Raw genomic sequence first — 12,734 nt, forward strand, 5'->3', positions numbered from 1 at the left:
CGGCGCGCTCGCCGTCGATCCCGACGCCGAGGAGCGCAGGCTGGAGGAGCGCGTGCGCCCCGAGCCGGCACCCGCGCGCAGGCCGGGGATTTTCGAGGACGGAGGCCCCTTGTCCAAGATCACGACACTTCGCCCGCGTGACTACAGCGAGGCCAGGATCATCGGCGAGCGGTTCCGCGAGGGCAACCCCGTGATCATGGACCTGGTCGAGCTGAGCAACGCCGACGCCAAGCGCCTGGTCGACTTCGCCGCCGGGCTCGCCTTCGCACTGCGTGGCTCATTCGACAAGGTGGCCACCAAGGTGTTCCTCCTCTCACCGGCCGACGTCGACGTATCAGCCGAAGAACGCCGTCGCATCGCCGAGACCGGCTTCTACAACCAGAAATAAGGTCGTGATCTGGGGGGTGTCACAGACCGGTCGCGGGTGCAGCGGCGCGGTCATTTTGCGCAAAGCGGATTTTGCGGCAGAGTGAACTCGTGGCCTTGTTCGCGGTGCTGTACTTCGTACTGTTCATCTTCTGGCTGTTGCTCATCAGCCGGGTGATCGTCGAGTTCATCCGAAGCTTCGCCCGTGACTGGCGCCCCACCGGTGTCGTGGTCGTCATCCTCGAGGTGATCTTCACGATCACCGACCCTCCGGTGAAACTCCTGAGGCGCTTGATACCACCGGTGTCACTGGGGGGAATTCGCCTGGATCTGTCGATTATGGTCCTGCTTTTCATCGTCTTCATCTTGATGTCGATCGTGGGCAGGCTCGGGCAGCCGGTAGCCCCGGTGTGACAGAATGGGCCGTGAAGTAGCTTGCTAGATCTGCTAGATCTCCAAAAGACGCGTGAAGGGATCCTTCCATGCCGCTGACTCCAGCCGATGTGCACAACGTCGCGTTCAGCAAACCGCCGATCGGGAAGCGCGGCTACAACGAGGATGAAGTCGACGCCTTCCTGGATCTCGTCGAGCAGGAACTCTCGCGTCTGATCGAGGAGAACGCCGACCTGCGTCAGCGGGTCGCCGAGCTCGACGCGGAACTGGCCGATGCCAAGAAGAATCGCGGCCCCGTCGGCCCGAGCGCCGTGAAACCGCCTGTCCAGCAGGCGCCCCCGCCGCAGCCGGAGCCGATCAAGCCCCCGGTGCAGCAGGCTCCGCCCGCGCCGATGCCGGCCCCGCCCGCGCCCAAGGAGGCCCCGAGCGCGGACGCCAACCTGCAGGCCGCCAAGGTGCTCAGCCTCGCCCAGGAGATGGCCGACCGGCTCACCAGCGACGCGAAGGTCGAGGCGGAGAACCTCCTCTCGAACGCCCGGGCAAACTCCGAGCGTCTCGTCGGCGATGCCAGGACGCGGTCGGAGGCGATGATCGCCGACGCGCGCCAGAAGGCCGACGCCATGCTGTCGGACGCGCAGTCGCGCTCGGACAGCCAGCTGCGCCAGGCCAAGGAGAAGGCCGACGCCCTGCAGGCCGACGCCGAGCACAAGCACACCGAGATCATGGCGACCATCACCCAGCAGCGCAGCGTGCTGGAGAGCCGGATAGAGCAGCTCAAGACCTTCGAACGGGAGTACCGGGTGCGGCTGAAGTCCTACCTGGAGTCGCAGCTCGAGGAGCTGGAGAACCGCGGCTCGGCGGTCCCCGTGGACGGCGGCGAGGCGTTCGCCGACGCCAACACCGCGGGCAACCTGCAGCCGGCCTCGTTCGCCAAGGGTGGCAAGTAAGCCGCTCTCACGAGCGCACCGCAGTTCACACAACTTAGAAGAACTGTCGAGCCGCCTGGCGTGCCGGACATACCCACCCCGTCGGCTTCGCCTCCATGCCATCCCCCCGGGGGGTTACCATGCTCGTCTTGACGTTGGTTCTCGCCGCTGTCGGCTTCGCCCTATTGGTAGCCGCGCTCACCACCGGGTCGGTGATCTGGGCGTGGGGCTGCATCGTGGTGTGCGTGATCGGCGCGGTGCTCCTACTGGTCAGTGCTCTGTCCATGCGTCGGCCGGACGGGGACTCCGCTCCACCACCCGGGCGTCACGCGAAACGCTAGGCCGATCGCTCGGTGCGCCGTAAACAGGTTTGACCGCACTGGCTAGAATCAAACATGAACATGGTGTCGATCCGGCCATCACCGGGGAGCCTTCGGAAGAACAGCACGTGCCGCCGCGGCGGTGGTGCCCAGTAGAACCGAACGGGTGAGCCCGTCACAGCTCACAACGAGAGGTCCGGCCGCTCTCTGGCCGGACAAGCGGGGTGGTACCGCGGTCTCGGCGCACCGCGCCGGCATCGTCCCCGTGCCAACGCACACGGCACGAGGAGACGCATCCGCGATGGCGGACCAAACTTCCAGCAACAGCGGGTATCCGCGGGTCGACTTGGGTGTCGGCTCGGGTGCGACGTTCCCTGACATGGAGCGCCGCGTGCTCGACGCATGGGCGGCCGCCGACACCTTCCGCGCGAGCATCGAAAACCGTACGGGAGCAGCGGAATTCGTCTTCTATGACGGCCCCCCCTTTGCCAACGGACTGCCACATTACGGTCATTTGCTCACCGGATACGTCAAAGACCTGATCCCGCGATTCCAGACGATGCGCGGCAAGCGCGTCGACCGGCGTTTCGGCTGGGATTGTCACGGATTGCCCGCCGAGCTCGAGGCGGAAAAGCAGCTCGGTATCACGGACAAATCACAGATCGACGCAATGGGCCTGGCCGAATTCAACGCGGCCTGTAAAACTTCCGTGCTGCGCTACACCGGCGAATGGCGCGATTACGTGACGCGTCAGGCGCGCTGGGTCGACTTCGACAACGACTACAAGACACTGGATCTCGACTTCATGGAGTCGGTGATGTGGGCGTTCAAGTCGCTGCACGAGAAGGGCTTGATCTACCAGGGTTTCCGGGTGCTGCCCTACAGCTGGTACGAGCAGACGCCGCTGTCGAATCAGGAGACCCGCCTCGACGACGCGTACAAGATGCGCCAGGACCCGGCGGTCACCGTCGACATGGTGCTGCGCGTGCCCGCCGACCACCCGCTGCACGCGCTGGACGGCGCCAACGCGCTGATCTGGACCACCACCCCGTGGACCCTGCCGTCGAACCTCGCGATCGCGGTGCACCCCGACGTCCGCTACGTGCACCTGCGCGGCGCCGACGGCAAGCGGTATCTGCTGGCCGCCGAACGCGTCTCGCACTACACGCGCGAATTCGGTGACGAGCCAGAGGTTCTCGGCGAGTTCGACGGCGCCGCGCTCACCGACCTCGCCTACGAGCCGCCGTTCGACTTCTTCCTCGGCCACCCGCGCGCGCACCGCGTGCTCCAGGCCGACTACGTGACCACCGACTCCGGCACCGGAATCGTCCACCTCGCACCGGCATTCGGTGAGGAGGACATGGACGTCGCCACCGCCAACGGCATCGAGATCGTGCAGCCGCTGGACGCGGGCGGCAAGTTCACCTCGATGGTGCCGCCGTACGAGGGCCTGATGGTCTTCGACGCCAACCCGGTCATCATCAAGGACCTCAAGGCCGCTGGAAAGCTGTTGCGGCACGAGACGATCGAGCACTCCTACCCGCACAGCTGGCGCTCCGGCCAGCCGCTGATCTACATGGCGGTGCCGTCTTGGTTCGTCGCGGTCACCAAGTTCCGCGACCGGATGGTCGAGCTGAACCAGCGCATCGACTGGGTGCCCGAGCACATCCGCGACGGCCAGTTCGGCAAGTGGCTCGAGGGCGCGCGCGACTGGAACATCAGCCGTAACCGCTACTGGGGCAGCCCGATCCCGGTCTGGGTCTCCGACGACCCGGCCTACCCGCGGATGGACGTGTACGGCTCGCTCGACGAGCTCGAGCGCGACTTCGGCGTGCGCCCGACCGACCTGCACCGGCCGATGATCGACGAGCTCACCCGGCCCAATCCCGATGACCCGACCGGCAAGTCGACCATGCGCCGGGTGCCCGAGGTGCTCGACTGCTGGTTCGAGTCGGGGTCGATGCCGTTCGCGCAGGTGCACTACCCGTTCGAGAACAAGGAGTGGTTCGACGGCCACTTCCCCGGCGACTTCATCGTCGAGTACAACGGGCAGACCCGGGGCTGGTTCTACACGCTGCACGTGCTCTCGACCGCGCTCTTCGACAGCCACGCCTTCAAAACCGTTGCTGCGCACGGCATCGTGCTCGGCGACGACGGCTTGAAGATGAGCAAGTCCAAGGGCAACTACCCGAACGTCAACGAGGTGTTCGATCGGGACGGCTCCGACGCCATGCGCTGGTTCCTGATGAGCTCGCCGATCCTGCGGGGCGGCAACCTCATCGTCACCGAGCGCGGCATCCGCGAGGGCGTCAGCCACGCGCTGCGTCCGCTGTGGAACGCGTGGACCTTCCTGCAGCTGTACGCCTCGAAACCCGGTATCTGGCGCACGGACTCGCCGCACGTGCTCGATCGCTACATCCTGGCCAAGCTGGCGCAGACCCGGGACGTGATGACCGAGGCGCTGGAGCGCTACGACATCGCGGGCGCGTGCGAGGAGCTGCGCGGGTTCGCCGACGCGCTCACCAATTGGTATGTGCGCCGGTCGCGTTCGCGCTTCTGGAGCGAGGAACCGGACGCGGTGGACACGCTGCACACGGTGCTCGAGGTGGTCACCCGCTTGGCCGCGCCGCTGCTTCCGTTGATCACCGAGGTGATCTGGCGGGGGCTCACCGGCGGCGAGTCCGTGCACCTGACCGACTGGCCCAAGGACGGTGAGCTGCCGGCCGATCCGGAGTTGGTCGCGGCGATGGACGAGGCGCGCGTGGTCTGCTCGACGGTGCTGAGTCTGCGCAAGGCGCAGAACCTGCGGGTGCGGCTGCCGCTGGCCGAGGTCACCATCGCGGCGGCCGACGCCGAACGGCTCGCGCCCTACGCCGACATCATCGCCGACGAGGTGAACGTCAAGAAGGTCGACCTGACCACCGACGTCGCCGTGCACGGCCGGTTCGAGCTGGTCGTCAACGCGCGCGCGGCGGGTCCGCGCCTCGGCAAGGACGTGCAGACGGTGATCAAGGCGGTCAAGGCCGGTGAATGGTCCGAGTCCGCGGACGGTGTGGTGACCGCCGCCGGAATCGACCTGCTTCCCGAGGAGTACACCCAGCGACTGGTGGCCGCCGAGCCCGAGTCCACCGCCGCGCTGCCCGGCAATGCCGGTCTCGTGGTGCTGAACTCGGTGGTGACCGAGGAGCTCGAGGCCGAGGGCTGGGCCCGCGACCTCATTCGCGATCTCCAGGAGACCCGAAAGTCGTTGGGGCTGGACGTGTCCGACCGGATCACCGTGGTTCTCGCGGTGCCCGCCGAGCGGGCCGCGTGGGCCGAGACGCACCGCGACCTGATCGCGGGCGAGATCCTGGCCACCACGCTCACTTTCGGTGAGGTAGGCGCCGACGCCGCCGATCTCGTCGGTGGAGTGCGCGCCCAGGTGACCAAGGCCTGACGGAGGAACACAGCGAGGGCGGGGCCGACACGGCTCCGCCCTCGTCTGCACTTGTAGTCGTTGGGTGGGGAGGCGTGGCGCTCGAGATTCCCCGCGTGTCGTTCCGCACTGTGAGACAGATCACATGCTAGAAATTTGCTGAAGTGTATGCGCAGGTCGGAGACGCGCGGCAGAATCGGAAGTGGTGCTGCTGTTGCGGATGGGACATCTGGGGCAGCAGCGAGTTCGTGGATTGTCCTACCTGAGACACGCCGTGTCCGGCGTTGCCGCGCCGGAGACGGCCACTGCGGCCCCGCACGGATGACGCCGCTCGACCCGGGCGTCGGCCGGGACCGCCGGATGGCGGCCCGGCCGGGCCGCCGGAAGGGACGAGCACGTGAACAGAAAACCCTTGCGCCGCATAGCCTTCGGACTGCTGATCGCGACGGCCGCGACGCTGCTCCTAGCCGGGCCCGCCTGGTCGGACACCGGTAGCGGCACGGGCAGTGCCACCGGCAGCGCCGAATCCCTGTCCGCCTCCGGCTCGGCCGCGATCCCGCTGCCGAGCACCCACGGGGTCGGCGCGCTGGCGGCCGCGACGTCGCAGACCGGAAAGCCCTACGAGTGGGGCGGCACCGGGCCGTTCACCTGGGACTGCTCCGGGCTGGTCCAGTGGGCGTTCCGGCAGGTCGGCGTCAATATTCCCCGCACGACCTGGGAGCAGGCCAAAGCGGGCGCGAATGTCCCGTTGTTCGCTCTCTCACCGGGTGACGTGGTGGTGCTGAACACCGACGCCTCGCACGTCGGCATCTACGCGGGATTCGGCCAGATCTTCAACGCCTACGACTGGGGCCACCCCGTCGGCCTCAGCCCGCTGCGCGAGTTCGACATCTACACCATTCGGCGCTTCTGATACACGAAACAGTCGGTGCCGCAACGGCTGTCGGCGGCCGGCCCGGTGCCGCCGGCCGGACTTCGACCCAGGCCCGACCCGCGTACCGTGCGATGTCCCGCGGCCCGGAGCGACTTCGGCTGCGGGACATCGGCTTCGGTGTGTCCGTCGCTCAGTCGGACTCTTGGACGAGGTTGCGCAGCAGCGGCGCGTACTGCGGATTGGCCAGCGCCGAGGCGAACTGGGCGACCAGATAGTCGGCCGGGTTGCCGGTGTCGTACCAGCTGCCGCGGATGACCTGGCCGAAGACCGGGTTGTCGGCGGCGTGCACGTTGATCGCGTCGGTCAGGTAGACCTCGCCGGTGCGGTGCTCGTACCAGGCCTTGGTCTGCTTGCGCAGCTCCTCGATGACCCCGGGGGTGACCACGTACCCGCCGATCGCGGCGAAATCCGACGGCGCGTCCTCGGGCTTGGGCTTCTCCCGCAGGCCGGTGATGCGCAGCAGCCCGTTGCCCTGGTCGTCGGCGACGACCGGCACGCCGTAGCGCTGCGACTCGGCCGGATCCATCGGCATCAGGGCCAGCACGGGCGCGCCGGTGGCCTCGTAGGCATCGATCAGCTGCTGCGCGCGCGGCACCTCGGCGACGAACACGTCGTCGGGCCACAGCACCAGCATCGGCTCGTCGCCCATGTTGCGGGCCGCGTTCAGCACGGGCGTGCCGTTGCCGTAGGGGCCGTGCTGGTCGAGGTAGGTGATGTGGCCGAGCCGGGACAGCTCGCCGACCTCCTCGACGGCGTCGGCGTAGGCGGTCTTTCCGTCCGCGCGTAGCTGCGTCACCAGCGCCGGATTGGGCCGGAAGTGGTCCTGGATCAACGACTTTCCGCCGCTGACCACGATGGTGATGTCGGTGATGCCCGACGCGACCAGCTCGCGGACCGTATGTTCGATGACCGGCTTGTCGCCGACCGGCAGCATCTCCTTGGGGATGGCCTTGGTCAGCGGAAGGAGCCGGGAGCCGATACCGGCGGCCGGGATCACGGCCTTGCGGATCTTCATAGGTCCGATCATCACATATGAGGCGGTGCGACAACGGTAGTCCCCGCTGGAAATCGACGGCTAGTCCGCAGTGACCGCGCAGCGTCGGGACCTGCCCGGATCTGTCGGTGGCCCGGCGTAGATTTCCGGATGTGAGTCAGCGAGTCGAAGGTAGTGCGCCGAGGAACGACGGAGGCGCGGTCGTGAGCGCCGAGTACTGCTTCCGGGCGCCCGCGCCGCGACTGGCGGATGCGTCTCGGCTCGGTGACTTCCTGCGGCGCACGGCCGGTCTGCTGCCGGTGCGCGCGCCGAAACCCAGGAAATCCTCGGCGAAGCTACGGTGAGCGACCAGCATCCGCCGACGCGCGCCGACGCGCAGAGCACCGCCCGGCGCTGGGTGCTGCACATCGATATGGACGCCTTCTACGCCTCGGTGGAACAGCTGACCCGCCCCACGCTGCGCGGGCGGCCGGTCCTGGTCGGCGGCACGGGCGGGCGCGGCGTCGTCGCGGGCGCGAGTTATGAGGCGCGGGTGTACGGAGCGCGCTCGGCGATGCCGATGCATCAGGCGCGCAGGCTCGTCGGCGTAACGGCGGTGGTGGTGCCGCCGCGCGGGATCCTGTACGGCACGCTGAGCGGGCAGGTGTTCGACGCGTTGCGCAGCCGGATTCCGGTGCTGGAGACGCTGTCGTTCGACGAGGCGTTCGGCGAGCCCGCCGAGCTGGCGGGCGCGACGGTCGCGCGGGTGGAGCAGTTCTGCGCGGAGCTGCGGGCGCTGGTGCGGGAACGCACCGGGCTCACCGCCTCGGTGGGCGCGGGCACCGGGAAGCAGCTGGCGAAGATCGCCTCCGCGCTCGCCAAACCCGATGGGATACGGGTGGTTTCGGCGGTCGAGCAGCCGGCCATGCTGGCCGCGCTGCCGGTGCGCAAGCTGTGGGGGATTGGCCCGGTGGCCGAGCACCGGCTGCGCTCGCTCGGCATCGAGACCGTCGGCGCGTTCGCCGCGTTGCCGGAGTCCGAGGCGATGTCGATCCTCGGCGGCAGCGTCGGCGCCGCGCTGCACCGGCTGGCCCGCGGCGTCGACGACCGGCCGGTCGCCGAGCGCAACGAGGCCAAGCAGATCAGCGCCGAGACCACCTTCGAGACCGACATCGTCACGCTCGCCCAGCTGCGCCCCGCCATCGAGTCGATGGCGGCGGCCGCGCATCGCCGCCTCGCCAAGGACGGGCGCGCCGCCCGCACCGTCGTGCTCAAACTGCGCAAGTCCGATATGAGCATCGTGACGCGCTCGTTCACCCTGCCGTACGCGACCGAGGACCTGGTCACGCTCACCACCGCCGCGCAGCGGTCCGCGATCGACCCCGCCGAGCTCGGCCCGATCCGGCTGGTCGGCGTCGGCTACGGCGGGCTGTCCACCGTGCGCCAGGAATCCCTGTTCCCCGAACTGGATCAGGCGCCCGTCGCCGAGGAGCCGGCCGCCGAGGACGAACCGGAGGAGGAGGGGAGCACACCGCTCGCGGCCGCGCCCGGCCCGCTCTGGCGTCCGGGCATGGACGTCGAGCATCCCGAGTTCGGCCACGGCTGGGTGCAGGGCAGCGGCTACGGCGTGGTGACCGTGCGCTTCGAGACCCGGTCCACGGGCCCCGGCCCGGCCCGCACGTTCCCCGCCGACGACCCCGGCCTGACCAGAGCCGATCCGCTGCACAGTCTTCGGTGACCCGGCCGGGGGACGGCTCGACATCGCCGAGCCCACCGGCTACGTTCGCTGCCGACGACATCAGTCAGTCCCGTGTGGGTCCACGCGGTGGTCTTGGCGTGCCGGTAGCCTGGGTGCTCGTGCAGCGCTGCCGGTCGGGAGAGGCTGCCATTGGTGGACATGACACGGACCTACTCGAACGCAAAGGACGAGCAGTTGAAGCTTCGTAAGACTGGACGCATCGCGATCGCCGGCTTGGCCGTCGTTGCCGCGCTTGGCATGACCGCGTGCGGCAGCGACGACAAGGACAGCAAGCCGGCCGCCAAGACGTCGACGAGCGCCAAGGCGTCGTCGTCGGCCAACACCGCGAACCTGCCGCCGGTCCCGACAGTCGCGGAGCTGAACACCGCCCTGGGCCGCGCGCTCGATCCGTCGGTCCCGGCCGCCGAGAAGCTGGACGGCGTCCAGGGCGCCGAGGCCGACCCGACCCTGCCGGACCGGCTTTCGCAGGCCGCCCAGGGCGCCGACGTGAAGATCGAGGTCACCGACGTCTCCAGCTTCGGCGACAGCGTCAACGCGAAGGCCAAGTTCGTGGTCAACGGCCAGGAGAACATCGTCGACGTGCCGTTCGTCGCGGACAACGGCAAGTGGAAGATCCAGAAGTCCTGGGCCTGCGCCATGCTGACCAACCTCGGCCAGACCTCCACGGCCTGCGGCTAGTTCGCGCCGCCGCGGCCGGCGGTGCGTCCGTCGGCCGCGGCGCCGAGTGTGCGTTCCGACGCCGAATATGCAGGCTGAGTATGTGTTTCGAGGGCTGATAGCTGGGACTCTGTGTCATCCGATGATTTCGCGCTAGCATCCACCGTCGTGACTGTCAGTGACGCTGTGCGTGAATCGACCCGATCGTCGGCGCAGCGGGGTGACCGGCAGGAGCCGAACGCGGAGCCGGTGGGCGTGGCGTCGCGTCGAATTCGGTTGCTGGCGATCGTGAGTGGGCTGCTCGCGGTGCTCACGGCGGTGTCGATTCCGTTCCTGCCGGTCCGGCAGGACCAGGCGAGCGTGGCGTGGCCGCAGACGGCGGCGGTCACCTCCGTGACGGCGCCGCTGATCACGTACGCGCCGATGAACCTCTCCGCGCGGATTCCGTGTGCCGCCGTCGCGGCGCTGGCCGATACGGGCGGCATTGTGGTGTCCACGATTCCGCGCCAGTCGCCGGATCTGGAGCGCTACGGGTTCGTCGTCAAGGTCGTGCCCGACGCGGCGGATCGCGCGGGCCGCGTCGACGTGGTCTCGCGCAACATGCTGCTGTGGTCGTCGCCGCTGAGCGCCGTGCGCGAGCAAGCCTGCTCGATCGGCGTCGAGATGGGCACCGAACGGACCACGGTCTCGGTGCCCGGCATCGCCGATTCGGACCGGGAGTTCACGACCGATGTCCGCCCGCAGGTCGTCGGCGTCTTCAGTGAGCTGAACGGCGCGGCCCCGGCCGGGTTGCACGTGAATGTGCAAGTGGATTCCCGCTTTTCGTCGTCGCCGAGCGCGTTGAAGCTGACCGCGATGGTGCTGGCCGCGTTGGCCACGCTGGTCGCCTTGGTCGCGCTGTACCGGCTGGACAGCGCCGACGGCCGGCGGCGCCGGCGGTTCCTGCCGACCCATTGGTGGCGGCTGCGCCCCGCGGACTACCTGGTCTTCGCCACGCTGCTGGTGTGGCATTTCATCGGCGCCAACACCTCCGACGACGGCTACATCCTCGGCATGGCGCGCGCCTCGCAGAGCTCCGGGTTCATGTCGAACTACTACCGCTGGTTCAGCGTCGACGAGGGCCCGTTCTACACCCCGTACACCGACATGATCTCGCTGCTGTCGCACGTGTCGTCGGCGAGTCCCTGGGTTCGACTACCCACCCTGCTCGTCGGCGTCATCACCTGGTGGGTGATCAGCCGGGAGATCCTGCCCCGGCTCGGCGCGGTGCTGCGCGACAACCGGATCGTCACGTGGACCGCCGCCCTGATCTTCCTGGCGTTCTGGATGCCGTACAACAACGGCCTGCGCGCAGAACCCTTTGTGGCACTGGGCGTCATCCTCACCTGGGCCTCGGTCGAGCGGGCCATCGCGACCCGGCGGCTGCTGCCCTACGCGCTGGCCATCGTCGTCGCGGCGCTGACCCTGACCGTCGCGCCGTCCGGCCTGATCTGCGTCGGCGCGCTCGCCGCCGGGGCACGCACCGTCACCTCGGTGCTCATGAGCCGGGCCAAGCGCACCGGATATCTCGCGCTGCTGCTGCCCCTGCTGGCCGCCGGACTCGCGGTGCTCACCGTGGTTTTCGCGGATCGCACCCTGGCCGGCGCGCTCGAGATGTTCTACGTGCACGGCCGGATCGGCCCCGGCGAGTCCTGGTTCTTCGAGTTCCTGCGCTACCAGTACCTGCTCCAGATCAACGCCGACGGCTGGCTCACCCGGCGGTTCGGCATGTTCATGCTGCTGCTCGGCCTGGCGGTCTGCGTGGTCACCATGCTGCGCCGGGGCGGTCGCATCCCGGGGACCGCGCTGGGTCCGGGCCGCAGGCTCGTCGGCATCACCGTCGCCGCGATGGTGCTGATGATGTTCTCGCCGACCAAGTGGACCCACCAGTTCGGCGTCTTCGCCGGCCTGGCCGCCTGCGTCGCGGCGCTCACCGCCGTCTCGATCAGCCCGGCCGTCATGCGCCCGCTGCGCAACCGGGCGCTGTTCGCCGCGGCCATGTTCTTCGCGCTGGCGCTGACCTTCGTCGGCGCGAACGGCTACTGGTACGTGTCGGCCTGGGGCATCCCGTGGTGGGACAAGCCGCCGACGTTCGCGGGTTTCGGGCTGTCCACCTTCGCCGCCGGGCTCTCGGTGCTCGCCCTCGCCGTCGCGGCCTGGTTCCACATCCGCCCGGAGACCCAGCCGCGCCCCGCCTCGGTGCCCGGCCGGATCGCGCGCGTCCCCGTGCTCGCCGTCGTCGCGGCCGCCATGGTGCTGTTCGAGGTGCTGTCGTTCGCGAAAGCCGCTGTGGCGCAGTATCCCTCGTACTCGATCGCGCAGTCGAACCTGTCCGCCACCACCGGCGGCTGCGGCCTGGCCGACAAGGTGCTGATCGAGACCGATCCCAACGCGTCGGTGCTGCGCCCGCTGTCCGGCGACGCGGCGACCGCGCTGGCCGGCGCCGACTCGACCGGCTTCACGCCGAACGGGGTGGCCGCCGACCTCACCTCCGACGAGGTCGAATCCACCACGGGCAAGGCAAACTCCGTCTCCAGCGCCGACTCCGGCGACACGGCCGACCCGAAGGCCGGATCGAAATCGCCCGGCTCCGAGGCGGGTACGTCGGGCGCGGGCATCAACGGCAGCAGCGTGCCGCTGCCCTTCGGCCTCGACCCGGCGACCACGCCGGTGCTGGGCAGCTACCGCGACGGCGCGCAGGTGCCCGCGGAACTGACGACCGGCTGGTATCGACTTCCCGACGCCACCAACGGAAGTCGCGGCGAGCTCGTCTCGATCGCGGTCGCCGGGCGCATCCGGCACGTCGACAGCGACGGCATCGTCCACCCCGGCCAGGAGGTGCGCCTCGAGTACGGTCGAGCCGGCGCCGACGGCACGGCGGCGGCGCTCGGCAGCGTGGACCCGATTGATATCGGGCCGTCCCCGTCGTGGCGCAATATGCGGGTTCCGATG

At 69.0% G+C, this 12,734-nt stretch carries 11 protein-coding genes; 10 read left to right on the forward strand and 1 reads right to left on the reverse strand.

Annotated features, from left to right (window positions below; genetic code table 11):
* From ON39_RS11345 to ON39_RS11370, 6 genes are all read left to right on the forward strand, one after another.
* A partial coding sequence (locus ON39_RS11345; RefSeq protein ID WP_255219257.1) for a cell division protein SepF occupies nucleotides 1-388 on the forward strand: 388 nt, incomplete at its 5' end.
* An 89-nt stretch (nucleotides 389-477) separates the two neighbouring features.
* Complete coding sequence (locus ON39_RS11350; protein WP_040733487.1) at nucleotides 478-780, forward strand: YggT family protein; 303 nt, start codon at nucleotides 478-480, stop codon at nucleotides 778-780.
* Between the two features lie 68 nt (nucleotides 781-848).
* On the forward strand, nucleotides 849-1,706 hold the full coding sequence (gene wag31, locus ON39_RS11355; RefSeq protein ID WP_040733489.1) for a DivIVA-like cell division protein Wag31: 858 nt from the start codon (nucleotides 849-851) through the stop codon (nucleotides 1,704-1,706).
* Between the two features lie 119 nt (nucleotides 1,707-1,825).
* Nucleotides 1,826-2,026, forward strand: a complete 201-nt coding sequence (locus ON39_RS11360) for a hypothetical protein (RefSeq protein WP_040733490.1) — start codon at nucleotides 1,826-1,828, stop codon at nucleotides 2,024-2,026.
* A 280-nt stretch (nucleotides 2,027-2,306) separates the two neighbouring features.
* The gene (gene ileS / locus ON39_RS11365; protein ID WP_040733491.1) at nucleotides 2,307-5,441 is read left to right on the forward strand and encodes an isoleucine--tRNA ligase; all 3,135 of its coding nucleotides are present in this window, start codon (nucleotides 2,307-2,309) and stop codon (nucleotides 5,439-5,441) included.
* 376 nt (nucleotides 5,442-5,817) lie between these two features.
* Entirely contained in the window at nucleotides 5,818-6,333 is a 516-nt protein-coding gene (locus ON39_RS11370) for an NlpC/P60 family protein (RefSeq protein ID WP_110293682.1), read from the forward strand.
* Between the two features lie 151 nt (nucleotides 6,334-6,484).
* Here ON39_RS11370 and ON39_RS11375 read toward each other — a convergent pair whose 3' ends face one another.
* Complete coding sequence (locus ON39_RS11375; protein ID WP_085998153.1) at nucleotides 6,485-7,369, reverse strand: UTP--glucose-1-phosphate uridylyltransferase; 885 nt, start codon at nucleotides 7,367-7,369, stop codon at nucleotides 6,485-6,487.
* Nucleotides 7,370-7,551: 182 nt separating this feature from the next.
* On the opposite strand from ON39_RS11375, the gene ON39_RS48665 reads away from it, so the two are divergent.
* The 4 genes from ON39_RS48665 to ON39_RS11390 all read left to right on the forward strand — a co-directional run.
* Nucleotides 7,552-7,692 (forward strand): hypothetical protein, encoded by a 141-nt coding sequence (locus tag ON39_RS48665; RefSeq protein WP_157195441.1) that lies wholly within the window; start codon nucleotides 7,552-7,554, stop codon nucleotides 7,690-7,692.
* The gene (locus tag ON39_RS11380) at nucleotides 7,689-9,065 is read left to right on the forward strand and encodes a DNA polymerase IV (RefSeq protein WP_040733494.1); all 1,377 of its coding nucleotides are present in this window, start codon (nucleotides 7,689-7,691) and stop codon (nucleotides 9,063-9,065) included. The genes ON39_RS48665 and ON39_RS11380 overlap by 4 nt, the downstream gene beginning before the upstream one ends.
* Before the next feature lie 159 nt (nucleotides 9,066-9,224).
* Nucleotides 9,225-9,764, forward strand: coding sequence for a WKL family lipoprotein (locus ON39_RS11385; RefSeq protein WP_051186515.1), 540 nt, complete (start codon nucleotides 9,225-9,227; stop codon nucleotides 9,762-9,764).
* A 147-nt stretch (nucleotides 9,765-9,911) separates the two neighbouring features.
* The coding region (locus ON39_RS11390) for an arabinosyltransferase domain-containing protein (protein ID WP_255219258.1) at nucleotides 9,912-12,734 on the forward strand (2,823 nt) is incomplete at its 3' end.

The sequence above is a fragment of the Nocardia tenerifensis NBRC 101015 genome (genome assembly GCF_000308715.1).
GTDB classification, from domain to species: Bacteria; Actinomycetota; Actinomycetes; order Mycobacteriales; family Mycobacteriaceae; genus Nocardia; species Nocardia tenerifensis.

Bases quoted from the DNA above. Each gene is read 5' to 3' on its own strand.
- wag31 (WP_040733489.1), top strand. From the start codon at position 849: ATGCCGCTGACTCCAGCCGATGTGCACAACGTCGCGTTCAGCAAACCG.
- ON39_RS11360 (WP_040733490.1), top strand. From the start codon at position 1,826: ATGCTCGTCTTGACGTTGGTTCTCGCCGCTGTCGGCTTCGCCCTATTG.
- ileS (WP_040733491.1), top strand. From the start codon at position 2,307: ATGGCGGACCAAACTTCCAGCAACAGCGGGTATCCGCGGGTCGACTTG.
- ON39_RS11375 (WP_085998153.1), bottom strand. From the start codon at position 7,369: ATGAAGATCCGCAAGGCCGTGATCCCGGCCGCCGGTATCGGCTCCCGG.
- ON39_RS11385 (WP_051186515.1), top strand. From the start codon at position 9,225: ATGACACGGACCTACTCGAACGCAAAGGACGAGCAGTTGAAGCTTCGT.